Origin of the sequence: Novosphingobium piscinae (assembly GCF_014230355.1) — a bacterium.
GTDB lineage: Bacteria > Pseudomonadota > Alphaproteobacteria > Sphingomonadales > Sphingomonadaceae > Novosphingobium > Novosphingobium piscinae.
Genome location: NZ_JACLAX010000006.1, coordinates 136,447 through 162,054 on the forward strand (window position 1 = coordinate 136,447; position 25,608 = coordinate 162,054).

27 protein-coding genes are annotated in these 25,608 nt (G+C 70.4%); 16 read left to right on the forward strand and 11 right to left on the reverse strand.

The annotated features are described in order from the left end of the window. Positions 1 to 27: 27 nt before the first annotated feature. On the reverse strand, positions 28 to 1,458 hold the full coding sequence (locus tag H7F53_RS08050) for a methyl-accepting chemotaxis protein (RefSeq protein ID WP_185678979.1): 1,431 nt from the start codon (positions 1,456 to 1,458) through the stop codon (positions 28 to 30). Positions 1,459 to 2,052: 594 nt separating this feature from the next. On the opposite strand from H7F53_RS08050, the gene H7F53_RS08055 reads away from it, so the two are divergent. Further along, the gene (locus tag H7F53_RS08055) at positions 2,053 to 4,272 is read left to right on the forward strand and encodes a TonB-dependent receptor family protein (protein ID WP_185678980.1); all 2,220 of its coding nucleotides are present in this window, start codon (positions 2,053 to 2,055) and stop codon (positions 4,270 to 4,272) included. Between the two features lie 256 nt (positions 4,273 to 4,528). Here H7F53_RS08055 and H7F53_RS08060 read toward each other — a convergent pair whose 3' ends face one another. From H7F53_RS08060 to H7F53_RS08075, 4 genes are all read right to left on the reverse strand, one after another. Then, positions 4,529 to 5,677 carry a M14 family metallopeptidase gene (locus H7F53_RS08060; RefSeq protein ID WP_185678981.1) on the reverse strand — a complete coding sequence of 383 codons (1,149 nt, stop codon included), beginning with the start codon at positions 5,675 to 5,677 and terminating at the stop codon, positions 4,529 to 4,531. A 16-nt stretch (positions 5,678 to 5,693) separates the two neighbouring features. Beyond that, positions 5,694 to 6,305 carry a DUF4136 domain-containing protein gene (locus H7F53_RS08065; RefSeq protein WP_185678982.1) on the reverse strand — a complete coding sequence of 204 codons (612 nt, stop codon included), beginning with the start codon at positions 6,303 to 6,305 and terminating at the stop codon, positions 5,694 to 5,696. 86 nt (positions 6,306 to 6,391) lie between these two features. Continuing rightward, on the reverse strand, positions 6,392 to 7,372 hold the full coding sequence (locus H7F53_RS08070; RefSeq protein ID WP_185678983.1) for a M48 family metalloprotease: 981 nt from the start codon (positions 7,370 to 7,372) through the stop codon (positions 6,392 to 6,394). A gap of 214 nt (positions 7,373 to 7,586) precedes the next feature. Beyond that, on the reverse strand, positions 7,587 to 8,342 hold the full coding sequence (locus tag H7F53_RS08075) for a hypothetical protein (protein ID WP_185678984.1): 756 nt from the start codon (positions 8,340 to 8,342) through the stop codon (positions 7,587 to 7,589). A gap of 157 nt (positions 8,343 to 8,499) precedes the next feature. On the opposite strand from H7F53_RS08075, the gene galE reads away from it, so the two are divergent. The 3 genes from galE to H7F53_RS08090 all read left to right on the forward strand — a co-directional run bounded on the left by galE (position 8,500) and on the right by H7F53_RS08090 (position 10,528). Continuing rightward, positions 8,500 to 9,519 carry a UDP-glucose 4-epimerase GalE gene (gene galE / locus H7F53_RS08080; protein ID WP_221773639.1) on the forward strand — a complete coding sequence of 340 codons (1,020 nt, stop codon included), beginning with the start codon at positions 8,500 to 8,502 and terminating at the stop codon, positions 9,517 to 9,519. Positions 9,520 to 9,659: 140 nt separating this feature from the next. Further along, complete coding sequence (gene ykgO / locus H7F53_RS08085) at positions 9,660 to 9,785, forward strand: type B 50S ribosomal protein L36 (RefSeq protein ID WP_003046794.1); 126 nt, start codon at positions 9,660 to 9,662, stop codon at positions 9,783 to 9,785. 125 nt (positions 9,786 to 9,910) lie between these two features. Next, positions 9,911 to 10,528: an HAD family hydrolase gene (locus H7F53_RS08090; RefSeq protein WP_185678985.1), complete on the forward strand. Its 618-nt coding sequence runs from the start codon at positions 9,911 to 9,913 to the stop codon at positions 10,526 to 10,528. A 69-nt stretch (positions 10,529 to 10,597) separates the two neighbouring features. Here the strand turns inward: H7F53_RS08090 and H7F53_RS08095 are convergent, their stop codons facing one another. Next, positions 10,598 to 10,909 carry a DUF8200 family protein gene (locus H7F53_RS08095; RefSeq protein ID WP_185678986.1) on the reverse strand — a complete coding sequence of 104 codons (312 nt, stop codon included), beginning with the start codon at positions 10,907 to 10,909 and terminating at the stop codon, positions 10,598 to 10,600. Between the two features lie 134 nt (positions 10,910 to 11,043). On the opposite strand from H7F53_RS08095, the gene H7F53_RS08100 reads away from it, so the two are divergent. Both H7F53_RS08100 and H7F53_RS08105 read left to right on the forward strand, forming a co-directional pair. Next, positions 11,044 to 11,547, forward strand: coding sequence for a winged helix-turn-helix transcriptional regulator (locus H7F53_RS08100; RefSeq protein ID WP_185678987.1), 504 nt, complete (start codon positions 11,044 to 11,046; stop codon positions 11,545 to 11,547). A 32-nt stretch (positions 11,548 to 11,579) separates the two neighbouring features. Continuing rightward, positions 11,580 to 12,239 (forward strand): peptidylprolyl isomerase, encoded by a 660-nt coding sequence (locus H7F53_RS08105; RefSeq protein WP_185678988.1) that lies wholly within the window; start codon positions 11,580 to 11,582, stop codon positions 12,237 to 12,239. Positions 12,240 to 12,292: 53 nt separating this feature from the next. On the opposite strand, the gene H7F53_RS08110 is transcribed toward H7F53_RS08105, so the two are convergent. Next, entirely contained in the window at positions 12,293 to 13,789 is a 1,497-nt protein-coding gene (locus H7F53_RS08110; RefSeq protein ID WP_379542814.1) for a YifB family Mg chelatase-like AAA ATPase, read from the reverse strand. A gap of 238 nt (positions 13,790 to 14,027) precedes the next feature. Here H7F53_RS08110 and H7F53_RS08115 point away from each other — a divergent pair, with 238 nt between their 5' ends. The 8 genes from H7F53_RS08115 (at position 14,028) to H7F53_RS08150 (ending at position 20,050) form a co-directional block, all read left to right on the forward strand. After that, positions 14,028 to 14,762, forward strand: a complete 735-nt coding sequence (locus tag H7F53_RS08115; RefSeq protein ID WP_246438762.1) for an alpha/beta hydrolase — start codon at positions 14,028 to 14,030, stop codon at positions 14,760 to 14,762. Between the two features lie 138 nt (positions 14,763 to 14,900). Then, positions 14,901 to 15,035: a 50S ribosomal protein L34 gene (gene rpmH / locus H7F53_RS08120; RefSeq protein ID WP_185678990.1), complete on the forward strand. Its 135-nt coding sequence runs from the start codon at positions 14,901 to 14,903 to the stop codon at positions 15,033 to 15,035. Positions 15,036 to 15,052: 17 nt separating this feature from the next. Then, positions 15,053 to 15,451, forward strand: a complete 399-nt coding sequence (gene rnpA / locus H7F53_RS08125; protein WP_343061987.1) for a ribonuclease P protein component — start codon at positions 15,053 to 15,055, stop codon at positions 15,449 to 15,451. Continuing rightward, positions 15,448 to 15,657 carry a membrane protein insertion efficiency factor YidD gene (gene yidD, locus H7F53_RS08130; protein ID WP_185678991.1) on the forward strand — a complete coding sequence of 70 codons (210 nt, stop codon included), beginning with the start codon at positions 15,448 to 15,450 and terminating at the stop codon, positions 15,655 to 15,657. The genes rnpA and yidD overlap by 4 nt, the downstream gene beginning before the upstream one ends. 35 nt (positions 15,658 to 15,692) lie before the next feature. Next, on the forward strand, positions 15,693 to 17,468 hold the full coding sequence (gene yidC / locus H7F53_RS08135) for a membrane protein insertase YidC (protein WP_185678992.1): 1,776 nt from the start codon (positions 15,693 to 15,695) through the stop codon (positions 17,466 to 17,468). Then, a complete protein-coding gene (yihA, locus tag H7F53_RS08140; protein ID WP_185678993.1) occupies positions 17,465 to 18,130 on the forward strand; it encodes a ribosome biogenesis GTP-binding protein YihA/YsxC in 666 nt (221 codons plus the stop codon). The genes yidC and yihA overlap by 4 nt, the downstream gene beginning before the upstream one ends. Positions 18,131 to 18,512: 382 nt before the next feature. Beyond that, a complete protein-coding gene (locus H7F53_RS08145; protein ID WP_185678994.1) occupies positions 18,513 to 19,172 on the forward strand; it encodes a glutathione S-transferase family protein in 660 nt (219 codons plus the stop codon). A 2-nt stretch (positions 19,173 to 19,174) separates the two neighbouring features. Continuing rightward, complete coding sequence (locus H7F53_RS08150) at positions 19,175 to 20,050, forward strand: S1/P1 nuclease (RefSeq protein WP_185678995.1); 876 nt, start codon at positions 19,175 to 19,177, stop codon at positions 20,048 to 20,050. On the opposite strand, the gene H7F53_RS08155 is transcribed toward H7F53_RS08150, so the two are convergent. After that, a complete protein-coding gene (locus tag H7F53_RS08155; protein WP_185678996.1) occupies positions 20,026 to 20,490 on the reverse strand; it encodes a cupin domain-containing protein in 465 nt (154 codons plus the stop codon). The two genes, H7F53_RS08150 and H7F53_RS08155, sit on opposite strands and share 25 nt — an antisense overlap. A gap of 53 nt (positions 20,491 to 20,543) precedes the next feature. Here H7F53_RS08155 and dapE point away from each other — a divergent pair, with 53 nt between their 5' ends. After that, positions 20,544 to 21,701, forward strand: coding sequence for a succinyl-diaminopimelate desuccinylase (gene dapE, locus H7F53_RS08160; protein WP_185678997.1), 1,158 nt, complete (start codon positions 20,544 to 20,546; stop codon positions 21,699 to 21,701). Between the two features lie 183 nt (positions 21,702 to 21,884). After that, positions 21,885 to 23,195, forward strand: a complete 1,311-nt coding sequence (locus H7F53_RS08165; RefSeq protein ID WP_185678998.1) for a dicarboxylate/amino acid:cation symporter — start codon at positions 21,885 to 21,887, stop codon at positions 23,193 to 23,195. Positions 23,196 to 23,216: 21 nt separating this feature from the next. Here H7F53_RS08165 and H7F53_RS08170 read toward each other — a convergent pair whose 3' ends face one another. Genes H7F53_RS08170 through H7F53_RS08180 form a run of 3 tightly spaced genes read right to left on the reverse strand, consistent with a single transcriptional unit; the run spans position 23,217 to position 25,553 of the window. After that, entirely contained in the window at positions 23,217 to 23,630 is a 414-nt protein-coding gene (locus H7F53_RS08170) for a hypothetical protein (RefSeq protein ID WP_246438764.1), read from the reverse strand. Positions 23,631 to 23,655: 25 nt separating this feature from the next. After that, positions 23,656 to 24,375 carry an endonuclease III gene (gene nth, locus H7F53_RS08175; RefSeq protein ID WP_185678999.1) on the reverse strand — a complete coding sequence of 240 codons (720 nt, stop codon included), beginning with the start codon at positions 24,373 to 24,375 and terminating at the stop codon, positions 23,656 to 23,658. Beyond that, a complete protein-coding gene (locus H7F53_RS08180; protein ID WP_185679000.1) occupies positions 24,372 to 25,553 on the reverse strand; it encodes a M48 family metallopeptidase in 1,182 nt (393 codons plus the stop codon). The genes nth and H7F53_RS08180 overlap by 4 nt, the downstream gene beginning before the upstream one ends. Between the last annotated feature and the right edge of the window lie 55 nt (positions 25,554 to 25,608).

A 25,608-nucleotide genomic window follows, 5' to 3' on the forward strand; every position in this document is an offset into this window, starting at 1 on the left:
GCCGATGCACTCGGATCGGTGGCGGCCTTAGAAGGCGCTCCAGTCGTCCGGGTCGCTGGGGGCTGAACGGGCCAGGTTGCCGCTGACGGGCAGGGGACGCGCCGCAACCGGGGCGCGGGAAGCCGGCACTCGCGCGGCTGGCCTGTGGGCTGCGGAATGGGCCAGGGCGGGACGGGCCAGCGCGGGACGGGCCGGGGCCGACGCGGCAAGACCCGGCGCGCTCCTTGCCCCGCTCACCCGGAACTGCGCGACCAGTTCGCCGAGCCGCTGCGCCTGGTTTGACAGGACGCGGGTCGCGGCGGTCGACTGCTCGACCATCGCGGCGTTCTGCTGCGTCATCCTGTCGATCGAGGTGACCGCCGAATTGACCTGCTCCAGATTGGCACTCTGCGCCGCAGTCGTCTCCGCGATATCGTTGACCTGCTTGGTCACCGCACCGACCTGGTCGACGATCTCGGTGAGCAGGGTTCCGGTCTCGCCCACCAGGCCGACCCCATCGCCCACGTGCGCGGTCGACTTCTCGATCAGCGCCTTGATGTCTCGCGCCGCATCGGCCGAGCGCTGGGCGAGCGCCCGGACCTCGTTGGCGACCACGGCGAAGCCCTTGCCCGCGTCGCCCGCGCGCGCAGCCTCAACGCCCGCATTGAGGGCGAGGAGGTTGGTCTGGAACGCGATCCCGTCGATGACATTGATGATCTGGGTGATCTCCTTCGCCGATTGTTCGATCGCGCTCATCGCCGCCACCGCCCGACCGACCACGGCGCCGCCTTCCGTGGCCCGCGCATGAGTCTGCACGATCGCCGCTCGGGCAACGCCGGCGCTTTCGGCGGCATGGCGGGTGAGACCGACGGTCTGTCCGATCGAGGCGGCGGTTTCCTCGAGGCTGGCGGCCTGCTGCTCGTTGCGCCGGGCCAGATCCTCTGATGCAGCGCGGATTTCGTCGGAACCGTCCTGAACCCCTACCACCGTCGTGCACACTTCGGCGATCATCGCGGCGAGCTTGCCGACCGCGGCATTGAAGGCCGCGCCGATCGCGTCGAATTCCTCGACGTCGGTGTGGGGAACCTTCTGGTCGAGCCGGCCGTCCTCAAGCGCCTGCATGGCCGCCAGGACGGTATTCCTGGCCCTGCGGAAAGGGGTGACATCGGTGGCGATCTTGACGATCCGTTCGACCTTGCCCCGGGCGTCCAGGGTCGGGCCATAGGTCGCCTGGATCCAGATCTCCTCGCCGGACTTGGTGATGCGGGGATAGCGCGCGGTAAAGCTCTTGCCGGCCCGGAGATCGGACCAGAACTGCGCGTACTCGGCACTCTTGGCAAGCTCAGGCGTGCAGAACAGGCTATGATGCCGACCCCGGATCTCGGCAAGGTTGTATTCCACCACGCTGCAAAAGGCCTCATTGGCCTCCAGAACCGTTCCATCCGGCAGAAACTGGATGATCGCCTGTGTGTTCTTCACCAGCTGCAGGAGTGCATCATCGAATTTCGATAGCTCAGCGGCCTTCCGTTTGAACATGCGCGAACGTCCGAAATTTCAAAAAGATCGGCCCACCACCGTTCCTCGGGTGGGGCTCTAATTCCGTTCCGCTAACGGGTGGTGAAGTCTGCCATGCGTATCGACATCGGGATTCGTAATACCGGCTGGCAGGCATGGCCAGCCGCAGCCCAGGGCGCCATCTTGCGCGGGGATAGCGGATAGGCTCAGGTGGTCGTCCCGCAGGGCGGCCCGCCGCTCACCCTTGCTCGGCCAGCCATTCACCCAGCGGCTGCGCGCAGCCCAGAGCGCCTGGACAGGTTTGACTAGCGGGTGCCGCTTTTCCCCGATTGGCATGCTCCATTCCACCGTTGAAGGTGGTCGCGGCGCCTCCACCGTTCGGCGCGGGGCCGAGGGAAGTCCGCTCGCCCTGCGGCCAGTCCTGTGATTGATCCAACCCGGGAGATTTTGGCCGAACCTTGCCTGACCCTGACATTTCATGTCCGTGGGCGGCAATTGTTGACATTGATTTGCAATAGCAGAAAACGCGTCGCGAGTTTGCCGGGCTGTGGAGCTGCCATGCCGTCCTCTTTCCTTGCTGCGCGCATTTTGCTTGCTGGCCTGCTGATTTCTGCGGCGACTCCCGGCTGGGCAGCCGAGGGTTCCCTCATGCCCGCGCTCCCTGAGGAGCCTGACAAGCACGCCGCTGCGCATGCCAATCAGGCAACGTCGATCATCGTGACCGCGCGTCGTGAAACCGACCGGTTGCCCGATGAAGCCGGCACGATGATCTTCGCAGGCAAGCTCGGCGACATTGCGGTCCTGTCCGACGTGCCGCCGGTGGCGGGGCGGAACCTGCGTCTGGCGCTGGCTGACATTCCGGGCCTTCTGGTCTCGGAGGTGTCCAATGGCTCGTGGGCTTCGCTGTCCTATCGCGGACTGGGGGAGCCCCACGAAAGCTGGAACCTGCTGACCTTGCAGGACGCGATCCCGGCCGTACCCGACATGTATTCCTATCCCGCGGCCTACTTCATCCCACCGTTCGAACTGGTCGAGCGGGTCGAGTTCATTCGGGGTGCGTCGGGCCTGCTTTATGGACCGCAGCCGGGCGGGGCGATCAACTATGTGATGCGCGGGCCTCGCAAGCCAGCCGGGGCCGAAGGCCAGGCGCGTGTCACGCTCGGCAGCTGGGATGCCCGGCAGGCGCTCGCCAATCTCGCGGTGTCCGACGGGCGCTTCGCGGCCGATGGCTTTGTGCAATATGCCGCAGGCAATGGCCCGCGCCGCACCAACAGTGATCAGGAACAGTTCACCGGCCGGCTGCGTGGCCACTATGTCAGCGATGCCATGACCCTGACCTTGGCGCTCGATTACTATCAGGGCCGGTTTGGCGAACCCGGCGGACTATCTCGCGCTCGCCTCGCCGCCGACCGACGGGCCGTGTCCACTGCGTTCGACCGACTGAGGATCGAGCGTTTCGCACCCACGCTCGCGCTGGACTGGGAGGTGGACGACCAGACGGAGTTGACGGCACGCGCGTTCTACAGCCGCTTCGAGCGCGAAAGCTGGCGGCAGGCCGGGGGCAGCTTTGGCCAGGTTACGCCAACTGCGAATGTCCTGGTCCGCCAGTTGCAGGCTTTCGACACCGCCGGGATCGACCTGCGTGTGCGGCGCGAATTCGGCGGACAGGGCCAGCATGCCCTGACCTTGGGCGCTTTCGGCCATACCTCGGACGCGCCTGTGCTCGTCGACAAGGGCCTAAGCAGCGCTGACCTTGCCGGGCTCGGTGGAGCGGTGTCTCGCGTTTCACGCAGCGGTCATGCCACCGCGATTTTCGGCGAGATCAAGTTTGGTTTTGGCGATGTGCAGATCGTTCCAGGCTTCAGGGTGGAACGCCTGCGCCAGCGCGTTGTGGAAACGCTGGATCTGCTGCTCGGCAGTGTCACCAGCGGCACGCCCGGCGCGCCCAACGGGGCGCTCGGTCATCGCGAGAACGTCGATACCGTGCCGCTGTTCGGAATCGGGGTGACGTGGGACGCCGGAGAATCGCTGCGCTTCGTGGCCAATGCCAGCCGCGGGTTCAAACCGCTGCTGTATAACGATGGCGTGACGTTTCAGACCGGGGTGGATGTGGCGGGCACGTTCGAGGCGTCTTTCGCGTTCAGCCTCGAGACCGGGGTGCAGTTCAGGCCAGCCCCGCCCCTGCGGATCGATGCAAGCCTGTTCCGCATCACCTTCGAAGACCAGATCGGCTTCCTCGCCGGCCCGCTTCCGACGACGCCGCTGTTCAATGCGGTTGGGGCTGGCGGTGCGCGGCGACAAAATGTCGGCACCATGCGCAATCAGGGCATCGATCTTGCGGTGCGGTTCGACCTGCTGGGACCGGACGGGCTCGCCGGGGGCGGCGACACGCTGCGCCTGTCGACCAACCTGCAGCTGCTGGATGCCACCTTCACCAACGGCGTCGTGCATGGTGCAACGCCGCAGTATGCGCCAAACCATCTCTTGCGTTCGACGCTGGCTTACCTCGGCCGCAACGGTGCCCGTGCGGCCCTGACCTTCACCTCGGTGGGTGATCAGCAGGGATCCGACAATAACGTCGCCGATTTTGCCTTGCCGGGCTATCAAGTGCTTGATGCATCCGTCGAATGGCCAATTGCCGGCGGCTTCTCGATCGGCGCGGGAATCAACAACCTGCTCGACGAAACTTATGCTGGCAGGGTTCGTCCGGGTGGCGGGGGCGGCTTCGATCCTGGCCTGCCGCGCAACGTCTTCGTCTCGCTGGGCTGGCGGGGTTGATCGAGCGCAGGGCAGCCATCGGTGTCGACAGGGCCGTTGATGCCAGTTCCAGGCGTCCAGCGCCGGCGGCGAAGGAACACCCGCGGATGCCGTTTGCGTCAGCGCCGGCTGTGAAGGGTGGGAGCCGGGCCGCCGGCAGCGGTGGTGTCGTGACAGGCCAGCTGCCGACCGCGCGGTGCCCGGCCAGACCCGTTACGGGCAATGACGCGTACGGCTAAGGACAAAGGTGCCGGCTCGCTGCCCACGCCGTCGCCGCTCACCCCCGCTCGGCCAGCCATTCCCCGAGCGCGGCGATGCAGTCGCGGCCGAGCTGGATCGAGCGTTCCGGGCTCCAGCCCTGGGCGGTATCGGGCAGATCGTCGTTGTCCTTGAACGGCATTTCCAGCGTGAAGGCGACGCAGCCGTGGCTGGGGCCGAAGCGCTGGGCGAGCTGGTTGGTGCTCATCGTCAGATTGGCGCTGCCAGGGCGGGCGGTGGGATAGCCGAGGCGGGTCTGGAAGTCGGGCGAGCGCCGCTCGAGGATCGCGCGGTAGCGGTCATAGCCGGTGCCCTGCGCCTCGGTCCAGGCGGGGATGCCGTGGAAGCCGGCGATGAAGGCGGCCGGAATCGCCTCGTCGCCGTGGACGTCCATGGCGACATGGACCCCGCTCTGGTCCATCGCGCGCAGCACGGCCAGGACCTCGGGCGAGCGCTCGGGGGTGGGAGCGTGCCATTCGCGGTTGAGGTTCACGCCTACCGCATTGGTTCGCAGGTGACCCCTGAACGAACCATCGGGGTTCATGTTGGGAACCACGTGGAACCGGCAGCGCTGGCGCAGCAGCCGCGCCCAGGGATCGGCCGGGTCGGTCAGCCGGTCGAGCGCGCCCTCCATCCACCATTCGGCCATCGTCTCGCCGGGATGCTGGCGGGCATAGAGCCAGACCTGGGTCTCGCCTTCGCCCAGCTCGAGGCAGTCGATCGCGCGCCCGTCCAGCGTGGTGCCGAGGCAGCGGGAGGTGACCCCTTCGGCCTGGGCCATGGTGGCGATCAGGTCGTCGTGGCGCTCGAGCGAATAGGGCGCGAAATAGGCGAACCAGGCCAGGTCGCCCGCGGGCTGGTAGCGGATCGTCAGGGTGCCGCCATCGGCCTCCTTGTCCCACGCGGTCGCGGCACGGCCCCAGTGTTCGCGGTCCTCGGACACGGCGGCGCGATAGCCCGGCCAGCCGCCGGGATAGGCGCTGGCGTTCAGCCCGGTCAGCCGCAGCGTCACCTCGCGCCCGGCGGCACCACTGACGCGGAAATGGAACCACTGGAAGAATTCGGACCGGTGGTCGCGGCGGATCGTCAGCCGGGCCTCGGTGCCGGTGATCGCCAGGACCTCGATATTGCCCGAATCGAATTGCGCATGGATCGTGATGTCGCTCATGCGCCGCTTCATGCGGTCAGGGCGTCGGCTTGACCAGTACCGTCTCGCCCGAGCGCCCGGGGAAATCGCGGAACAGCCCCGCGGCCAGCTGGGCGGCGCCCAGCTCGGTGGTGGCCAACGGCGAATCCGCGCGCACGCTGAAGCTGGCGCGTCCTTCCCAGACCACCCGGCCCGAGCCCTTTTCGCGGATCATCACCCCCAGCCGCGTCTCGGTCTGGGGCTTGGGCCGGCCCGACAGGTTGAAGCCCAGCCCCACGCCGACCCCGGAGCCGAACGAGCCGGTGCTGCCGCCGACCCCCACGCTGACCGGGCCGGTCTGGCGTTCCGGCTGTGCGGTATGCCGCTCGAACCGTACCTCGGCGACCTGCGCCGCCTCGGCCGCGCCGACCTCGCGGTAGCCCAGCCGCTGCAGCTCACGCCCGACCGCGCCGGCAAAGGCGCGCAGTTCAAGCGAAGCGGGGTCCATTCCCGAGGCGGGCACGATCGCTACCGGCCCACGGCCGAGCATCGTGGTATCGGGCAGGTGGAAGCGCGTCACCTCGACCGGGCCGGTCGGCGCGACGCACCCGGCCGCGGCGAGCAGCGGCGCCAGGATGGCCATGCGGGGGGGCAGCAGTCGGAACGCCATGCTTGGTCCTTTCGCACCTGTCCCCGCCACCCTGTGCCCGCCTCGCGCCAATTGCAACCCGGCGCGCCTCCGGCTTCGGGCGAGGCTCAGCGGGTGCGGCGGGCCGCGAGCAGCAGCGGCGGGATGGGGACGGTCAGCCGTGCCGCCTCGCGGGTCAGGAAGGCGGCGCGCTCGGCCGTGGCAAGGTAGGGGCCGTGCAGGTCGAGCAGGCGGTGCAGAGGCGGGCGCGCGGCATCGGCGACCTTGAGCCAGGCCCCCGCAGCCGCGCCCGGATCGTAGCCGGCCGCAGCCATCAGCCGCAGCGCGAAGGCATCGGCCTCCTGCTCGGCCGCGCCGCGCGCCTCGCGCGTGGCCAGCGCGGCCCGGCGCGACGGGACGGTATGGCCCAGCAGCACGTGGGCCACCTCGTGCGCGAGGGTGAAGGCCAGCTCGGCATCGTCGGCGAGCAGCCGTTCAAGCCCGGCGCCGATCTCGATCGTGCTCGCCACGGCCGCGGCGTTGACCATGGGCCGGGCGGACAGGCGCACGGTCGCCGCGCAGCGCGGCTGGCCGGGCAGGGCCACCATGTGGCGCCGGCCGTCGCGCTCGACCTCCAGCACCAGGTGCGCGTCCGCGGCGGCGGCGGCCAGCGCGGCGTCGAACCGCGCGCGCTCGGCCGTGTCGGCCGACCACGGCACGGCATTGGCGGCGCGGACGAGATCGCCCGGGCGCAGCCCGGCGGCGGCGGCCGGGCCGTCGGGCCAGACCATGACGATCGCCGCGCCCCACGAGGCCGGCCCCGACGGCGCTGCCTTGAAACCGTAGTCATGCGCCAGCGCGGTGCAGTGCGGGGCATTGTCCAGCAGCAGGCGCCGCGCGATCGTCTCGACCCGCAGCGCGGCGGGGGTCAGGCCCGGCAGGTCGGCGGCAGGGGGCAGGTCGGCCGCAGGGGGCCGCGGCGCCGCGGCCAGCGGCGGGGCGCCCAGGCAGACAGCGCCCAGCCAGGCTGACCCCAGCAGGCCCAGCCACCGGCCGAGCGCCTTGCGCCCTGGCCTCGTCGTCCTGCCCCGTGCGATCCGCCTGCCCATCCCGGTCCACTCCCCGGCGATCCGGGCAAGCAGCCCGGCGCTGAAGGGGATGTGACCCTGTCTGCGCCCGCGCGGCACTCGGCGCGCGTGCGCGTTAACTAGTCCCTTGATCGGATGATCTAAGCCAACGGGGTAAGACGGCCCCGCTGCTCGCCAGGCTGCCGCTTGCCCCGTCTGTGCCTGGATCGGGGCGGGCATCGGGCAGGGCGGTCCTTCAGCTGGGCGGGCTGCTCGGCACCGGGAAGTGATCGAACAGCGCCGCGGCGAGTTTGCTCGCGATCGCCCCGGCGGGCCACCTGTCGTCCCCGGCGCGTGTCGCGATGTCGGCACGCCCTTCCCATAGCACCCGGCCGGAAGCCCTGTCGCGGATGCGGGCCTCGAGCGTGGTCGAAATCAGGGCCGTTTTGGGCTTTGTCAGGTCGATGTTCACGGCCAGGCCGTAGGCTGTCCCGAAATTGGACACTCCCACCGCCATGGTCCCGCTAACCGGGCGCTTGACCTCCTCCGGCTGGAGCGTGGCATGGGCGATGTGCAGCTCGGTGACCTGCTCCGCGCTGGGATCAGGCACGTCGGTCCGGTAGCCGAGCTGGGCCAGCTGATCGACCACGGCGGCGGAATAGACCGCCAGTTCGCCGCTCTCGACGCCCGAACCGGTCGGAGCGCCGGTGACGGCGATCGCGCCGCGGCGCAGCGTCGCCGCATCGGCGGGATCCTCGGTGACGAAGCTGGCCACGGTCACGCGGTCCTCGGGCGGGCCGGCGCGGGTTGGCCCGGCGGCGCTGCCGCGCAGCAGGTCGCCGTTCCAGCCACCACCACCACCCCAGCCGCGGCCACCCCAGCCGCCACCGCCCGGCCGGGCCTTGGCCACCCCGGGGAGGCTCAGGACCAGCGCCCCCGTGGCGAGGGCCAGGACCAGCGGTCGGGCCAGCCGGGCAGCAGGTTGCGTCGGGGCGCGCCAATGGGTCTGCATGGTTTTCCTTTCGTCGCCCCTGCGCACCGGGTTATGGGGCGCGAGCTTGCCCCGGGATGAACAGGCGGCTGACATGGCTCGGCGCGTCGGTTTAACCCCGCGGCCACATTCCTCGTGCTAGCGGCACCGGACCAGAACTTGTCGGAGCGAATCGTCGATGGCTGAAGCAGTGTCTCCCCGCGTCCCCGTGCTCGTCACCGGGGGTGCCGGCTACATCGGCAGCCATGCCGTGCTCGCGCTCAAGGATGCCGGCTGGCCGGTGGCGGTGATCGACAACCTGACCACCGGGTTCCGTTTCGCCCTGCCCGAGGGAGTTCCGCTGTACGAGGGCGACATCGAGGATGCCGCCCTGCTCGCCCGGATCTTCGCCGAACAGAGCACGCGCGCGATCATGCATTTCGCCGGTTCGATCGTGGTCCCGGAATCGGTCGAGAACCCGCTGAAGTACTACCACAACAACACGGCCAAGACGCGCGCGCTGATCGCCGCGGCGGTGGCGGCCGGGGTGCCGCACTTCATCTTCAGCTCGACCGCGGCGACCTATGGCGAGCCCGACGAATCGCCGGTGCGCGAGGATACCCCCCAGCGGCCGATCAACCCCTACGGCATGTCCAAGCTGATGACCGAGTACATGCTGGCCGACACGGCCCGGGCTCACCCGTTCAACTACGGCGCGCTGCGCTACTTCAACGTCGCCGGGGCCGATCCGCAGGCGCGCACCGGCCAGTCGACCGCCGGGGCGACCCATCTCATCAAGGTTGCGGTCGAGGCGGCGCTGGGCAAGCGCAGCCACGTCGGCGTGTTCGGCACCGATTTCGACACCGCCGACGGCACCGGGGTGCGGGACTACATCCACGTCGCCGATCTGGCCGCGGCCCATGTGCTCGCGCTCGAGGCGCTGATGGCCGATCCGGCCACCTCGCTCACCCTCAACTGCGGCTATGGCCGCGGCTTCTCGGTGCTCGAGGTGCTCGATGCGGTCGACCGGGTGACCAACCGCAAGATCGAGCGGCGCTTCGAGGGTCGCCGCGCCGGCGATGCCGCCGCGCTGGTTTCGGACAACCGCCGGATCATGGCGACGCTGCCGTGGCAGCCGCGCTTTGCCGATCTCGATACCATCGTCCAGCACGCGCTGGCGTGGGAGCGGCGGCTCGGCGAAATCCGCGGCGAGGGGTGAGGGGCCGGTCGCGAGGGGGCACCCCAAACGCACCCCGGAAATTGCCCGCGCCACTCCGCCTTGGCGGTTGACTCAGCCCGGCCCGGCCCGTAACGGGCGCCTTCCAGTTTTCCGCGGGGCTAGCCCGCACGAGGTCAGTCATGAAGATTCGCAACAGCCTGAAGTCGCTCAAGGACCGTCACCGGGACAACCGCGTGATCCGCCGCCGTGGCCGGACCTATGTGATCAACAAGACCAACCGTCGCTTCAAGGCGCGCCAGGGCTGATTGCCCTGGCCGGCCGGGCAGCTTGTCCCGGCCGCGCTTGACCAGCCCGGCCCGCCTCCGACCGGAGTGCGGGCCGCTGGCGTTTTGGGACGGTCGCGCAGGGCCTGCGCCAGGGAGAACAACCGATGAGCCAGACCGGTGGCATCGAGGCAGTGGTGTTCGATATCGGCCGCGTGCTGGTCCACTGGGACATGCGCGCGTTGTTCCGCCAGCTGATCGCCGATCCGGCCGAGCTTGACTGGTTCTGTTCTACGGTGGTCACCGAGCAGTGGCACTACCAGCACGACGCAGGCCGGCCGCTGGCCGAGATGGTGGCCGAGCGCAAGGCGCAGTTCCCCGCCTGCGCCGCACTGATCGACGCCTATGCCACGCGCTTCAACGAGACCATTCCCGGGCCGATCGAGGGCACCGTGGCGCTGGTCGAGGCGCTTCACGCGCGCGGCGTGCCCCTGTTCGCGATCACCAATTTCGGTGCCGACCTCTGGCAGGGCTTCCGCCCGACGCTACCGGTGCTGGCACGCTTCCGCGACATCGTCGTCTCCGGCGTGGAGCGCGTGGCCAAGCCTGATCCTGCGATCTACGCACTGGCCGAAAGGCGCTTCGGCCACTCCGGTCCGGCGCTGCTGTTCATTGACGACAATGCCGCCAACATCGCCGCCGCGCAGGCGGCCGGTTGGCACGGCCACCTGTTCACGGCTCCCGCGCTGCTGGCGCAGGATCTGGCCGGACGAGGGCTGCTCTAGGCGCTGTGCCGGCAAGGCCGCAGCCTGGCCGGGACCCCTCGCGCTCCGGCGGCTGGAAGACCCCGCCGCTCAACCGTTGCAGCGGGCGAGGTCCTCGGCGCCCAGCTCGCCCTCGGCCGAGGTGAAGCGCGTGACCGGGCCGAACTTGGCGACCACCTTGCGGCAGACGAACAGCGGGCGCGAGCCCTGCGCGGGCGCCGTGCACTGGGTGCCGCCGCAATGCCAGACCACGCTGTTGACGATGCCCTGGCGCGGCGCCGCCAGCGGTTCGCGCAGCGTTGCGCTCCACCCCGCCGGGGCGGCGGCGGCCGGCGCGGCAGCGGCCGGAAGCAGCGCGGCGACGACCAGGGCGAGGGCGGCGGTGAGCGACGAGGGACGCATGGGAGGACTCCATAGCTTACATACGTGTTAGTTGTGATTCGCTACCTACATTACCGGTTGTGAAATGCAACCCGTTCTCGCGTCCGCGCGCCAACGCTCGACTCCGGCGGCGATTCGCCTAGACTTGGCCAGCCATGGACCAGCTGCGCGAACCCCTCGATGTGCACACCTGCGGCCTGCCGCTGGCGCTCGAGGTGATGGGTGAGCGCTGGTCGTTCCTGCTGTTGCGCGCGGCGTTCAACGGGCTGACCCACTTCGAGGAGTTCCTCGGCATCGGGATCGCGCGCAACATCCTGGCCAGCCGGCTGGCCAAGCTGGTCGAACACGGCATCCTGGTGCGCGAGCCGCAGGCCGACGATCGCCGCAAGGTCAGCTACCGCCTGACCGCCAAGGGCGTGGCGCTGCTGCCGGCCATGCTCGCGCTGCGCCAGTGGGGCGAGCGCTACGGCCTGGGGGTGCCGTCGAACCCGGTGCTGGTCGATCGGCGGGACCGCCGCCCGATCGCCCCGATCGCGGTCCACGCCCAGGACGGGCGCGTGCTCGACTATGCCGATCTGCTGTGGGTCGACGGGGCCGAACTCGACCCTCCCGCGGCTGGCGAGGCCCCCGACACCGGCCCGACCAACACCTGCTGCTGACAGCAGGCCCTCGGCTGCGCCATGATCGCGCGATGAACCGCCGATTCGTCCTCGCCGCCGCCCCGCTGATCCTGCTCGCGCTGACCGGCGCCGCGAAGAAGCCGCTGCCCCGCAAGGCGCCGCCGCCCGCGCCCGCCGCCGCGCCGCTGGGCGATCTGGTCCGGGTCACCATGGTCACCGAACTCGGCCCGATCGAGCTCGAGCTGGATCATGCGCATGCCCCGCTCACGGTCGAGAACTTCGTGCGCTATGTCGATGCGCGCCGCTTCGACGGGATGACCTTCTATCGGGCGATGCGCCTCGCCTGGGGGGATCAGCCCAATGGCCTCGTCCAGACCGGTCTGCAGGGCGATCCGCGCAAGCTGTTCAAGCCGGTTGCGCATGAGCCGACCACGCTGACCGGGCTGTCGCACAAGGCCGGCGCGCTTTCGATGGCCCGCCTCGCCCCCGGCACGGCCACGGCCGACTTCTCGATCATGCTCTCGGATTTGACCGGGCTCGACGCCGATCCCAAGTCGGACAACCCCGATGTCCAGGCCGGCTATGCCGTGTTCGGCCGCGTCGTCGCGGGGATGGACGTGGTCCGCCGGATCTGGGACGCCCCGCTCTCGCCGACCAAGGGCGAAGGGGTGATGAAGGGCCAACTGCTCGACCCGCCGGTCAAGGTGCTGACCGTGCGGCGGGCGGGCTAGGACCCCAACTCGGCCGCTTGCCCAGCGTCGTGTGTCCGCACGGCCCGCTCTGCTCACCCCGTCACCGCCCGCCGCCGGTAGGACAGCGCCTCGGCCACGTGAACCCGGCCGATCTGGTCGGCTCCGGACAGGTCGGCCACGGTCCGCGCCACCCGCAGCACGCGGGTGTAGCCGCGGGCGGACAGGCGCAGCGCCTCGGCGGCCTGCAGCAGCAGCCGGCGTCCGGGCTCGTCGGGCGCGGCGTGGCGGTCGAGCGCGGCGCCGTCGAGCTCGGCATTGGTCCGCGCCCCGCTATCGGCCTGGCGCGCAGTCTGCACCGCGCGGGCGCGGGCGACCCGCGCGGCCACCGTGGCCGTATCCTCGGCTGGCGGCGGGAGGGCCAGGTCGGCCGCGCTCACCGCTTCGACCTCGATGTGCAGGTCGATGCGGTCGAGCAGCGGGCCTGACAGCCTGGCCTGATAGTCGGCCGCGCAGCGCGGGGCGCGGCTGCAGCCCAGCGCCGGATCGCCGAGATGACCGCAACGGCAGGGGTTCATCGCCGCGACCAGCTGGAAGCGCGCGGGGAAGGTGACATGGGCATTGGCTCGCGCCACGGTGACGGTCCCGGCCTCAAGCGGCTGGCGCAGCGCATCAAGCGCGCCGCGCTGGAATTCGGGCAGCTCGTCGAGGAACAGCACGCCGAGGTGCGCGAGGCTGACCTCGCCCGGGCGCACCTTGAGCCCCCCGCCGGTCAGCGCCGCCATCGAGGCCGAATGGTGCGGGCTGCGGAACGGCCGGGCGCGGCTGATCCGACCGCCCTCGAGCGTTCCGGCGACCGAGGCGACCAGCGAGACCTCGAGCGCCTCGGCCGGTTCGAGCGGGGGGAGTATGCCGGGCAGGCAGGCGGCGAGCAGCGACTTGCCGGCCCCGGGCGGACCGCACAGCAGCAGGTTGTGCCCCCCGGCGGCGGCGATCTCGAGCGCGCGGCGGGCGGTTTCCTGGCCCTTGACCTGAGCCAGGTCGGGGCCCGCGGGGGCCGCCTCGACCAGCCCGCGCGGCGGGCGGGGGAGGACCTGGTAGCCCTTGAGGTGGTTGAGCAGGGCGATCAGGTCGGGCGCGGCGATCACCGCCAGTTCACCCGCCCAGCCGGCCTCGGCCCCCTGCGCGCCGGGGCAGATCAGCCCGCGGCCGAGCCCGACGGCGTGCATCGCCGCGAGCAGGACCCCCGGCGAGGCGACGATCCGGCCGTCGAGCGCCAGCTCGCCCACCGCGATATGCTCGCCCAGTTGCTCAGCATCGGTCACCCCCATTGCGGCGAGCAGCGCCAGGGCGATCGGCAGGTCGTAGTGCGAGCCTTCCTTGGGCAGATCGGCCGGCGAGAGGTTGATCGTGATCCGCTTGGGCGGCAGCGCCAGCCCGAGCGAGGCGAGCGTGGCCTGAACGCGCTGGCGGCTCTCGTTCACGGCCTTGTCGGGCAGGCCGACCAGATGGAATCCCGGCAGCCCCGGGGCGATCTGGCACTGCACCTCGACCGTGCGCGCCTCGAGCCCGAGATAGGCAACCGTCTCCATCCGGGTGACCAAGCCGGCCTCCTCCCGCCGCGTGAGCATCCGACTGTGCCGCGGGGTTTCCCGCGCTGTCGAGGCGGGTGGTCTACCCTTTTCGGCAGGAGCCCGGGGCGATCGGGCAGGGGCGCACCCCCGGCGGCAAGCCGGCCTCCCGGGAGAGCTCCGGGGTTCCCCGGCAGGGCGGGTTTAACCTAGTTCCGCAGGGCGGCGGCAAGGGCTGGCGGTGCAAGGTCCGGCCATCATGCTGCGCCTCCTCCGCCCTGTCCTCTCCGCCCTCGTGGTGCTGGGTTTTGCCGGGCCGGTGGCGGCGCAGCCGGTCCTCGTGGCCGAGCCCGTATTGGCGGCGGGCGCGGTGCGAGAGACCCTCCGGGATGGTCCCGCCCGGGTGGGAGGCGACGATGCGGCGGCCGGGTCGGGCCGATTCGTCGCCTCCCCTCCCGCCGCGCCGGCGCTGCCGCGCGGGATCGCCGCCTTCGGTCCGTTCCGCGTGCTGGATGGCACCCGCGCCGCGCTGGTCGGCGTCACCGACGAGCGGAGTCCCGCCGCCTTCCAGGCCATGCTCGCGCGCCATCCGGGGATCCGCGTGCTCGAGCTGATCGAATGCCCCGGCACCGAGGAGGACCGGGCCAACCTGCGCCTCGGCCGGATGATCCGCGCCCGCGGGCTGGCCACCCACGTCCCGGCGGGCGGCTCGGTCCGCTCCGGCGCGGTCGAGCTCTATCTTGCCGGGGTGCGCCGCAGCGCCGATCCGGGGGCCGAGTTCGCGGTTCACGCCTGGGCCGATGAGGACGGCCGCGAGCCGCGCGACTTTCCCGCCGATGCGCCGCAGAACCGCGCCTATCTTGACTACTACCGCGCCATGGGCCTGTCCGCCGCCGAAGCCCGCGCCTTCTATGCGATGACCAATTCGGTGCCCAATGCCGGTGCGCTATGGCTTGACGCCGCGCAGATGGCGCGCTGGGTCCGCCCGGAATGAGCCGCGCCGCGCCATGCCGGCCGGCCGCCCGGCCGCGGCAGCGCCTTGACTCGGCCTGCCGCCTCGCTTATCGGGCCGCCTCTGTTTCCGGCCGCTCGTGCGGGCGGCCCATCCTGTTTGATTGATCGAGGTTCCGAGATGAAGCGCACTTTCCAGCCCAGCCGGCTTGTCCGCGCCCGCCGCCACGGTTTCCGCGCCCGCACCGCCACCGTCGGTGGCCGCAAGGTCCTGCGCGCCCGCCGCGCCCGCGGCCGCAAGTCGCTCTCGGCCTGAGCGACCCGGCGCAGGGCGTGACCGAATCGGGATCGGGGCTGGCGCCCGCGGTCCTGACCCGGCGCGCCGACTTCCTCGCGGCCAACCGCGGTCTGCGCGTGGCCCGGCCCGGTTTCGTCCTGCTTGCCCGTCCCAATGGGGGCGGGCAAATGCGTTTCGGGATCACCGTCACCAAGAAGATCGGCAACGCCGTGGTGCGCAACCGCATGAAGCGCCGCTTCCGCGCGCTGCTGCGCGAATTGCTGCCCCTTGCGGGCCTGGCCGGCACCGATCATGTCCTGATCGGCCGGGAAGGTGGGATCGAGCGCGATTTCAGCCTGTTGCGCGAGGAACTTCGCGCCGCCCTGAGCCGCGCCGCGGCGGGCAAGGGCGATCCCCCGCGCAAACCCGGCGGGCGCGGGCCGAAACCCCGGTGAAGCGGCTGCTGATCCTGATCGCGCGGGGCTGGCAGCGCGGCCCCTCGCGGGTCCTGCCGCCAAGCTGCCGCTATGCCCCGTCGTGCTCGCAATACGCGATCGAGGCGCTTGAGAAACACGGTGCGATTAAGGGTGGCTGGCTGGCGATGAAGCGTCTATTGCGCTGCCACCCGTGGGGCGGGCACGGCTACGATCCGGTGCCCTGAACAGCCACAAGACATAGACATACTCGGGAACTTTCGTGGAAAACCAGCGCAACCTGATCCTGGCCGTCCTGCTGACGATCGTGCTCATCTTCGGCTGGGAAGCCGGCATGCGCTACCTGTATCCCGAGGCCAGCCGGCCCCGCCCGGTGGCGAGCACCCCGGCGCCGGCGGCTGATCCGGCCAGCACCGCTAAGCCGACCCGCGAGGGCGGGCTGAGCAACCCGGCCGACGTGGCGCTCGAGGTGCGCGACCTGCGCGCCGCGCTCAACCCGGCCGGGCGCGTCCCGATCGTCGCCCCGGGGCTGTCGGGCTCGCTCAACCTGACCGGCGCGCTGGTCGACGATCTGGTCACCAACCGCCATACCGCCACGGCCGACAAGGCGAGCGGCCCGGCCCGCATCTTCTCGCCTGCCGGGACCCCGGCGCAGCACTTCGCGCAGTTCGGCTGGGTCGGGGCCAATGCGGCCGCGGGGGGCGCTGCCCTGCCGACCGCGCAGACCGTGTGGACCGCTCCCGCCGGCGCCCGGCTGACCCCGAGCACCCCGGTGACGCTGACCTGGGCCAACGGCCAGGGGCAGACCTTCGCGATCACTTTCAGCATCGATGCCGACTACCTGATCACCGCCAAGCAGGTGGTGGCCAATGCCGCCCCGACCCCGCTGCGGGTGCAGCCCTTCGCGCTGATCAACCGCACCGACAAGACCGCCAGCGTCGATACCTGGACGCTCCATTCGGGCCCGTTCGGCGCCTTCGACGGCTCGGTCAGCTTCGGTCCCAACTACGCCGACGTGCTCAAGACCGGCGAAGTCGGCAACGCCGGCAAGCCCAACTGGCTGGGCTTCACCGACATCTACTGGATGAGCGCGGTGATCCCCGACGCGGGTGCGCAGCGCTCCGACTTCCGCGCGCTCGGCGGCGGGGTCTACCGCGCCGACCTGCTCTATGCCGAGGCGGCGATCGCCCCGGGCAAGCAGCTCACCCACACCACCCGCCTGTTCGCCGGGGCCAAGGAAAGCGACGTGCTCGACCGCTACGAGAGCGCGGGCGTGACCAACTTCGGCAAGGCGATCGACTGGGGCTGGTTCTTCTGGTTCGAAAAGCCGATCTTCTGGCTGCTCAAGGCCCTGTTCAAGACCGTCGGCAACTTCGGTGTGGCGATCATCCTGCTCACCCTGATCGTGCGCGGCATCATGTTCCCGATCGCGCAGCGCCAGTTCGCCTCGATGGCCTCGATGCGCGCGATCCAGCCCAAGCTGAAGGCGCTGCAGGAGCGCTACAAGGACGACAAGCCCAAGCTCCAGGAAGAGACCATGCGGCTCTACAAGGAGGAGGGGGTCAACCCGCTCGCGGGCTGCCTGCCGATCTTCCTGCAGATTCCGGTGTTCTTCGCGCTCTACAAGGTGCTGACCCTGGCAGTGGAGATGCGCCACCAGCCCTTCGCGCTGTGGATCCACGATCTGTCGGCGCCCGATCCGCTGCACATCCTCAACCTGTTCGGGCTGCTGCCGTTCACTCCGCCGGCCTTCCTGGGCATCGGCCTGCTGGCGCTGCTGCTCGGCTTCACCATGTGGCTGCAGTTCAAGCTCAACCCTGCGGCGCCCGATCCGGTCCAGCAGCAGGTCTTCGCGATCATGCCGTGGATGATGATGTTCGTGATGGCCCCCTTCGCCGCGGGCCTGCTGATCTACTGGATCACCAGCAACATCCTGACCATCGCCCAGCAGAAGTTCCTCTATTCGCGCCACCCGCAGATGAAGGCGATGGTCGAGAAGGAACGCGCCGACGTGGCCGCGGCGGCGAAGCGCAAGTGAGCGACGAGGACGCCGCCCGCGCCGAGCTGGCGCAGCGGGCGGGCAGGCTCTTCTCCGGCCGGGTCGAGTTCAAGCTCTCGGCCCCGGCGCTGAAGTTCCTGCCCGAACCCGAGGTGCCCGAGATCGCCTTCTGCGGTCGCTCCAACGTGGGCAAGTCGTCGCTGCTCAACGCGCTGACGGGCCGCCGCGCGATCGCCCGCACCTCGGTCACCCCGGGGCGCACGCAGGAGCTCAACTTTTTCGAGGTGGGCGAGCCGACCGAGACCGCGCCGTGCCTGTTCCGGCTGGTCGACATGCCTGGCTACGGCTTCGCCAAGGCCCCGCCCGCGGTGGTCGAGAAGTGGCGCCGGCTGGTGCGCGATTTCCTCCGCGGCCGGGTGGTGCTCAAGCGCACCCTGCTGCTGGTCGATGCCCGCCACGGGGTGAAGCCGGTCGATGCCGAGATGATGACAATGCTCGACGAGGCGGCCGTGGGCTACCGCGTGGTGCTGACCAAGGCCGACAAGCTCAAGGCCACCGAGCTCGAGGCCGTGATCGAGCGCACCCGCGCCGAGGCCCGCAAGCACATCGCCGCCCACCCCGAGGTCTTGGTCACCTCGTCCGAGGTCAAGCTCGGGATCGAGGCGCTGCGCGCCGCGGTGCTGGAGGATGCCGGGGTCTGAGCGGCAGGGGCGGCACGGGGCCTTGCACAGGCTCAGGCTGAGCGGGTCCTGGATGTTCGGCAAGCGGAGCAGGTGCGGGCCGTGCGGTGGCCTTCCGTGCTGCTCTGGCCATGCCAACCAACACCCAAACCCATACCCAACCCGCTCGGGCTGAGCCTGTCGAAGCCCACGCGCCGTGCCCGACCGATCGGCTGTCCTACACCCCCGGCCGCGCCTTATCCTTCCGCCCATGATGACCCGCGAACAGGCCGCTGCCGTCCTTGCCCGCACGCTTGCGGCCCTGGCGCGGCAGGGGTCTCCGGCCTTGCTCCATGGACCCTGTCAACCGTGTCAACCTGTTCAGCCTCGACAGTGTCAGGCTGAATATCTATCGCAGTGCAGCATGAAGCTGATCATCGGGAACAGGGTCTACTCGAGCTGGTCGCTGCGCGGCTGGCTGGCCTGCAAGCAATCCGGACTGCCCTTCGTGGAGGAGGTCGTGCCGCTCTACGGCGAGGGCTGGGAGGAGCGTCGGGCGCAGGGGCTGCTGGCCCCGTCGCACGGGCGCGTACCGCTGCTGTGGGACGGCGAGACGGTGGTCTGGGACAGCCTTGCGATCCTCGATAGCCTGGCCGACCGGGTCGGCGCCGATCGCTTCTGGCCGCGTCCGCCTGCCGCGCGCGCGCTGGCCCGCGCCATGGTGGCGGAAATGCACGCCGGCTTCGCGGCGCTGCGCCAGCAGTGCCCGATGAACATGCGGCGCCGCTATGCCGATTTCCAGCCGGACGCGGCGGTCAGGGCCGATGTGGTGCGGATCCTCACGCTGTGGGCCGAGGCGCGGGCGCGCTTCGGGGCGGGGGGACCGTTCCTGTTCGGCAGCTTCAGCGCGGCCGACATCTTCTATGCCCCGGTGGTCAGCCGGTTCATCACTTACGGGATCACCGTGCCCGGCTTCGCCCAGGCCTACATGGATGCCGTCTGGGAGCACCCCTGGCTGCAGCAGTGGGCCGCCGCCGCGGCGGCCGAACCGTGGATCATCGCGGCCTTCGAACGAAAGGACTGATCATGCGCAGCCGGGTCGCCGCCGTGCTCGCCGTCATCGCCCTCTGGGCCGCCCCGGCCCAGGCCTGGTGGGAGTACGGTCACCAGACCATCGCCGCGGTCGCCATGGCCAATGTCCGGCCGGCGACCCGCACCGAGCTGCACCGGCTGCTGCGCGCCGCGCCGGCGCTGGGCACCCCGGAATGCCCGGCCGGCACCCTGGAGGATGCGGCCTACTGGCCCGATTGCCTGCGCAAGCAGGCCTGGCGCTGGGCCTATACCTTCCCCTGGCACTACCAGACCATGCCGATCTGCAAGCCGTTCGATCCCAAGGCCAACTGCGCCAACGGCAACTGCGTGTCTGCGCAGATCGAGCGGAACCGCCGGATCCTGGCCGATCGCAGGCTGTCCAAGGCCGACCGGCTCGAGGCGCTGGCCTTCCTTGCCCATTTCGTCGGGGACATCCACATGCCGTTGCACTCGGGCGACAACGAGGATGGCGGGGCCAACGGGGTCAAGGCGGCCTATGGCCAGGCTCCCGGCAGCAACCTCCACGCGATCTGGGACGGGCTCGAGGCTGAACGCGCGATCTCGTCGGCCAGCCCGCCGCTGGTGCGGCGCTACAGCAAGGCCGAGCGGACCGGGCTGTCGGGCGGCACAGTGGCCGACTGGGGCCGCGAATCGTGGCAGCTGGCCCGCACCATCTATGCCCGCGCCTTCGGCCGCGAGGATCCGTGCAGCGGCGGCCCGTTGCCGCGCAGCACGGTATGGACCCCTGCGGCGATCGAGCAGAGCCTGCCCGATGCGCGCCGCCGCATCGTCCAGGGCGGGCTGCGGCTGGCGCGGGTGCTCGACGAGGCGCTGGGGCGGCCGGCTCAGAGCGGCCGTTCGGCCGGGTAGGGTGTGCCGTCGCGGTGGAGATAGCGGCCCTGCTCATCCCAGATCATGTCGATATCGGGATAGGTGCCGGCGCCTCCCGCCGGGGTCCCCACCGCCACGAACACGCAGGGGGCGTCGCTCTCGTTGATCAGGTGGTGCCCGTCGGGCGCACCCGCCGGCCAGGCGCAGATGTCGCCGGGGCGGAGCAGGGTCCGGCCGGCATCCTCGACCAGCACGGCCTCGCCGCTGATCATCACCAGCAGCTCGTCCTCGGCGGCATGCCAGTGCCGCTGCGACGACCATGCGCCGGGTTCGAGCACGACATGGCTGGCCGTGAGCTGGGTCAGCCCGCCGGGCGGTCCGAGCCGGCGGTACCAGCGGCCCCGTACGGCCGCGTCGAACGGCGCGGGATAGCCGGTGCGGTTGGTCTGGGGGATGGTCTCGAGGTCGATCCGCGGCATCGCGCACTCCTGCTTGTCTCGGCCCCTGCTAGCCCATATGCGCTGAGGCTGCCATGACCCAGCCCACCACCCCGCTCTCCGCTGTCGACCTCGCCGAAGCGCTGATCGCCTGCCCCAGCGTCACCCCCGCCACCGGGCTGGTGTTCGACTGCCTCGAGGCGCAGCTCGCCCCGCTGGGCTTCACCGTGCACCGCACGCTGGACGGCGCCGCGCCCGATGGCCCGGTCGAGAACCTGTTCGCGGTGCGCCGCGGCCCGCCCGGATCGCGCCACTTCGCCTTCGCCGGCCATCTGGACGTGGTGCCGCCGGGCGAGGGCTGGACCAGCGCGCCGTTTCTCCCCGAGCGGCGCGGCGATCTGCTTTACGGGCGCGGCGCGGTCGACATGAAGGGCGCCATCGCCGCCATGGTCGCCGCGGCGGCTCAGGTCCCGACGGCGGCCGGCACGCTGAGCTTCCTGATCACCGGCGACGAGGAGGGCGTGGCCACCCACGGCACGGTTGCGCTGATCGAACACCTGCGCGCCGCGGGCGAGCAGCCCGACCTGTGCCTGGTGGGCGAGCCGACCTCGGTGAACCGGCTGGGCGACATGGCCAAGATCGGCCGGCGCGGCTCGGTCAACATCTGGATCGAGGTGGCGGGCCGCGAGGGCCACGTCGCCTATCCGCACCTGGCCGACAATCCGGTGCCCCGGCTGGTCGCGCTGCTGGCCGAACTGGATGCGCTGGTGCTGGACGAGGGAACCGACTGGTTCCAGCCGTCGAACCTCGAGATCACCGAGCTGGTGGTCGGCAATCCGGCCACCAACGTGATCCCGCCCAAGGCCAGCGCGCGCCTGTCGATCCGCTTCAATGACCGGCACACCGGGGCGAGCCTCGCGGCGCTGGTCGACGCGGTGGCGCAGCGCCACGGCGGAACCACCCGCCCGGTGATCTCGGGCGAGGCCTTCCTCACCGAACCGGGCGATTTCTCCGCCCTGCTGGTCGCCGCGGTCGAGGCCGAGACCGGCGTGACGCCCGAGCTCTCGACCACCGGCGGCACCTCGGACGCGCGCTTCCTCAAGGCGGTCTGCCCGGTGATCGAATTCGGCCTGTGCAACGCCACGATGCACAAGCGCGACGAGGCCGTGGCCCTGGCCGACCTCGACACCCTGGCGCGGATCTATGCCCGGGTCGCCAAGGCGGCGCTGGTGGTGGACGCGCACGCAACCTGACGTATTTTCCTACCGAGGGGATGGGCACTATGCCACACAGCACGCCTGACCCCGTTCCTGTCGAGCGAAGTCGAGACGCGATCGCGCGGCATGTCTCGACTTCGCGCGACACGAACGGCTAGGGAGGGGTTCAGGGTCCGGCGCAGGGGCGTCGGGGCGGCCAGACACACAGCAAGGACCGGCATGGCGCAGCGGCTTACGATCTACATCCTCGTCGGCATGCTGCTGGGGCTGGCGGCCGGCGCCGCGCTGAACCTGTCCTATCCGGCCGGCGATCCGATGCAGGCCAAGCTGGCCGATCTCCTCAAGCTGCTGCCCGAGGTGTTCCTGCGCCTGATCAAGATGATCGTTGCGCCGCTGGTGCTGGCCACGATCGTTACCGGCATCGCCTCGATGGGCGACAGCAGCGCGCTGGGCCGGATCGGCGGGCGGGCGCTGGCCTGGTTCATCACCTTCAGCTTCATCTCGATCGCGCTCGGGCTGGTCATGGTCAACCTGCTCCAGCCCGGAGTCGGCCTGGCGCTGGAGCCCACCGGTGAGCTGGGCGAACTGGCTACCGGCGATTTCACCTTCCGCCACTTCGTGCTCTCGGTCTTCCCGGCCAGCCCGATCGAAGCGATGGCCAAGAACGACATCCTCCAGGTGCTGGTCTTCGCGCTGTTCCTCGGCATCGCGCTGTCCGCCATCGGCGAGCGCGGTGCGCCGCTGGTGCGCGGGGCCGAGGCGCTCGCCCAGGCCATGCTGACGATCACCGGCTATGTGATGAAGTTCGCGCCCTTTGCGGTGTTCGGCGCGATCGGTTCGGTCGTCGCGGTGCGCGGGCTGTCGATCCTGATCACCTACGGCAAGCTGGTCGGCTCGTTCTATCTGGCCATGCTGGTGCTGTGGGTGGTGATCCTCTCGGCCGGCTCGCTGTTCCTCGGGCGGCGCATCTTCACCCTGATCCGCTACATCCGCGAGCCGCTGCTGCTGGCCTATTCCACCGCCACCTCCGAGGCGGCGCTGCCGAAGCTGTTCGAGCAGCTCGACCGCTTCGGCGTGCCGCGCCGGGTCTCGGGCTTCGTCCTCCCGCTGGGCTACAGCTTCAACCTCGACGGCTCGATGATCTACACCAGCTTCGCCGCGGTGTTCATCGCCCAGGCCTATGGCATCCACCTCAGCGCCTCGAGCCAGATCGTGATGCTGCTGACGCTGATGGTAACCTCGAAGGGCATCGCCGGGGTGCCGCGCGCCAGCCTGGTGGTGATCGCGGCCGCGCTCAACCAGTTCGGCCTGCCGGTCGAGGGCATCGCGCTGGTGCTGGGCGTGGATCACTTCCTCGACATGGGCCGTTCGGCCACCAACGTCGTGGGCAATGCCGTGGCCACCTCGGTCGTGACCAAGTGGGAAGGCATGTTCCAGCCGCCGCGCGATCCCGATGCCGGCCCGCCGGAACCGCCGCACGACACGCCCGAGCATGGCCGCCACGGGCTCAACCTCGCGCCCGATCAGTAACGCCGGGCGCGGGACCGCGCGCTAGCTCCGCTCGGGCAGCTCGATCGGGACGAACGGCCCGAGCCCGCAGGCGGCCCCCGGCACCAGGTCGGGGCCGAGCCGCTGCAGCACGCGGATGATGTCCATGCTGCACAGCTGGGTAATCGAGGTGGCGTAGGTGAACGAGCGATCGATGGTCAGCCCCGGGCAGCGCGCCGGCAGCGTGGTGCGCCAGCCGCGGCGGCCGGCGAGGAAATCGATCGTCTGCCCGTCGCGCACCTGGGTTTCGCGGAACGCGGTGAGCGGGATGCAGGTCGCGGCCGGGCCGACCACGCGCGCCGCCGGCACACGGTCGGCCCCGCGGCGCGTCGGCCCGGCGGCCGGATCGCTGCAGCCGGCCAGCAGCAGCGGCACGGCGAGGGGAAGGAGCAAGCGGCGAGCAAGACGAAGCGACATCCTATCCTCCTGGGTCTGGGCCGGGTTAGGCGGCGGTGCGGCGCGGTCCCGGTCTGCGGGCAACGGCCGGGCCCGGGCGGCGTTCCTTGCGCGCCGCCGCGACCACGGCCGGATCGGGTTCCTTGGACCTGTAGCCGCACAGGTCGGCCACGGGACAGCGCCAGCACTCGGGCTTGCGCGCCTTGCAGACGTAGCGGCCATGCAGGATCAACCAGTGGTGCGCGCCGACCCGGAACGGCCGGGGCACCTTCTTTTCGAGTTGCTTCTCGACCGCCAGCGGGGTCTTGCCTCTGGCGAGCCCGGTGCGGTTGCCGACGCGGAAGATGTGCGTGTCGACGGCGAAGGTCTCGGCTCCGAAGGCGCAGTTCATCACCACGTTGGCGGTCTTGCGGCCGACCCCGGGCAAGGCGGTCAGCGCGTCGCGGTCGGCCGGCACCTCGCCGCCATGCTCGCGCACCAGGATCTCGGAAAGGAGGATGGTGTTCTTCGCCTTCGCGTTGAACAGCCCGATCGTCTTGATGTGCGCCTTGAGCCCGTCCTCGCCCAGGTCGAGCATCTGCTGCGGGGTCTTCACGTCGCGGAACAGCGCGCGGGTCGCCTTGTTGACCCCCACGTCGGTGGCCTGGGCGGAGAGGACCACCGCGACCAGCAGCTGGTAGACGTTGCCGTATTCCAGCTCGGTCTCGGGCGCAGGGTTCGCCTCGGCCAGGCGGCGGAAGAATTCGAAGATCTGGTCGCGGGTCATGGCTGGTGAGGAGCGGGCGGAGTGGCCGGATGGGTGACTTTCCATTCCATCGCCCGGAGCACCCGCTTCTCGACCGAGGGATGGGTGTAGAACAGCATCTCCTCCACCGGGTGCGGCCGGGGATAGCGATACTCGGCCGTCTTCACCAGCGCCGTGGCCAGCGCATCGGGCTCGTTCACGTGCTGCAGCGAATAGAGGTCGGCCGCGGTCTCACCGCTGCGGATCATCGCGTTGAGCACCGGGGTGAACAGCAGGCCGATGACCGCACCGAGCGCGGCCATCACCGGCAGCCCGACCGGATCGCCGAGTGTCGCCCGGCTGCCGAGCAGGGCCGCGGCCCGGACGAACAGGCGGTCGATCCCGAACAGCGCCAGGATCGCCAGGGCGGCGATGATGCCCATTTGCCGCCAGACGTGGCCCAGCTGGTAGTGCCCGGCCTCATGCCCGGTCACGGCGCGGACCTCGGCCAGCGAGGCCTGCTTCAGCGCCACGTCGGAAATGGCGATGCGCGCGGTCGGACCGATGCCCGAGACATTGGCGGTGAAACGGTCCGACTGGCGCGAGCCGTCGTACAGGAAGATCCGATCATGCGGGATGCCGACATCGTCGGCGATCCGCTCCAGCGCCACCCGCACCGGACCGGGCGGGACCGGCTCGTACTGGTTGAACAGCGGTTCGATCACTGCCGGTCCGGCCAGCAGCATCACCGCCGTGGCCGTGGTCGCGAGCAGCCCGCCCCACAGCCACCAGCGTCGCCCGGTCCGCCGCACCAGGGCATAGACCCCCAGCAGGAACAGCGCGCCCAGTGCCGCACTGATCAGCGCGGACAGGGCCGTCTGGCCCAGATAGTCGCCCAGCGGCTGACGGGTCATCCCGTACGACCGCTCGCGCGCCCAGTCGGTCCAGATCGTCCAGGGCAGGCTGATCACGGTGTCGGCGATCAGGAACGCGAAGCACACTGCCAGCGTCCTGGTCGCCCAGCGCCAGTTTGCCAGGCGTGCCGCCAGCCGGTCGAGCAGGCGGCTGCGGACGATCAGCCACAGCAGGATCAGCGTGACCGGCAGGCCCGCCAGCAGCAGCAGCTCGTTGCCGCGGGTGTAGCTGGCCGCCGTGGCAAGGCGTTCAGCCCCCAGTGCATCCACCAGCCGGGCTGTCTCGGCCGCCGGATCGATCGTCATGCTGCTCTCCCTGACTGTATTGATCAAACAATACAGCTAGCGCCGGGTGTGGCAA

What these genes read in the sequence shown, in the direction of transcription:
- H7F53_RS08055 (WP_185678980.1), top strand. Translation starts at nt 2,053, where the DNA reads ATGCCGTCCTCTTTCCTTGCTGCGCGCATTTTGCTTGCTGGCCTGCTG.
- H7F53_RS08060 (WP_185678981.1), bottom strand. Translation starts at nt 5,677, where the DNA reads ATGAGCGACATCACGATCCATGCGCAATTCGATTCGGGCAATATCGAG.
- H7F53_RS08065 (WP_185678982.1), bottom strand. Translation starts at nt 6,305, where the DNA reads ATGGCGTTCCGACTGCTGCCCCCCCGCATGGCCATCCTGGCGCCGCTG.
- H7F53_RS08070 (WP_185678983.1), bottom strand. Translation starts at nt 7,372, where the DNA reads ATGGGCAGGCGGATCGCACGGGGCAGGACGACGAGGCCAGGGCGCAAG.
- H7F53_RS08075 (WP_185678984.1), bottom strand. Translation starts at nt 8,342, where the DNA reads ATGCAGACCCATTGGCGCGCCCCGACGCAACCTGCTGCCCGGCTGGCC.
- galE (WP_221773639.1), top strand. Translation starts at nt 8,500, where the DNA reads ATGGCTGAAGCAGTGTCTCCCCGCGTCCCCGTGCTCGTCACCGGGGGT.
- ykgO (WP_003046794.1), top strand. Translation starts at nt 9,660, where the DNA reads ATGAAGATTCGCAACAGCCTGAAGTCGCTCAAGGACCGTCACCGGGAC.
- H7F53_RS08090 (WP_185678985.1), top strand. Translation starts at nt 9,911, where the DNA reads ATGAGCCAGACCGGTGGCATCGAGGCAGTGGTGTTCGATATCGGCCGC.
- H7F53_RS08095 (WP_185678986.1), bottom strand. Translation starts at nt 10,909, where the DNA reads ATGCGTCCCTCGTCGCTCACCGCCGCCCTCGCCCTGGTCGTCGCCGCG.
- H7F53_RS08100 (WP_185678987.1), top strand. Translation starts at nt 11,044, where the DNA reads ATGGACCAGCTGCGCGAACCCCTCGATGTGCACACCTGCGGCCTGCCG.
- H7F53_RS08105 (WP_185678988.1), top strand. Translation starts at nt 11,580, where the DNA reads ATGAACCGCCGATTCGTCCTCGCCGCCGCCCCGCTGATCCTGCTCGCG.
- H7F53_RS08110 (WP_379542814.1), bottom strand. Translation starts at nt 13,789, where the DNA reads ATGGAGACGGTTGCCTATCTCGGGCTCGAGGCGCGCACGGTCGAGGTG.
- H7F53_RS08115 (WP_246438762.1), top strand. Translation starts at nt 14,028, where the DNA reads ATGCTGCGCCTCCTCCGCCCTGTCCTCTCCGCCCTCGTGGTGCTGGGT.
- rpmH (WP_185678990.1), top strand. Translation starts at nt 14,901, where the DNA reads ATGAAGCGCACTTTCCAGCCCAGCCGGCTTGTCCGCGCCCGCCGCCAC.
- H7F53_RS08145 (WP_185678994.1), top strand. Translation starts at nt 18,513, where the DNA reads ATGAAGCTGATCATCGGGAACAGGGTCTACTCGAGCTGGTCGCTGCGC.
- H7F53_RS08150 (WP_185678995.1), top strand. Translation starts at nt 19,175, where the DNA reads ATGCGCAGCCGGGTCGCCGCCGTGCTCGCCGTCATCGCCCTCTGGGCC.
- H7F53_RS08155 (WP_185678996.1), bottom strand. Translation starts at nt 20,490, where the DNA reads ATGCCGCGGATCGACCTCGAGACCATCCCCCAGACCAACCGCACCGGC.
- dapE (WP_185678997.1), top strand. Translation starts at nt 20,544, where the DNA reads ATGACCCAGCCCACCACCCCGCTCTCCGCTGTCGACCTCGCCGAAGCG.
- H7F53_RS08165 (WP_185678998.1), top strand. Translation starts at nt 21,885, where the DNA reads ATGGCGCAGCGGCTTACGATCTACATCCTCGTCGGCATGCTGCTGGGG.
- H7F53_RS08170 (WP_246438764.1), bottom strand. Translation starts at nt 23,630, where the DNA reads ATGTCGCTTCGTCTTGCTCGCCGCTTGCTCCTTCCCCTCGCCGTGCCG.
- nth (WP_185678999.1), bottom strand. Translation starts at nt 24,375, where the DNA reads ATGACCCGCGACCAGATCTTCGAATTCTTCCGCCGCCTGGCCGAGGCG.
- H7F53_RS08180 (WP_185679000.1), bottom strand. Translation starts at nt 25,553, where the DNA reads ATGACGATCGATCCGGCGGCCGAGACAGCCCGGCTGGTGGATGCACTG.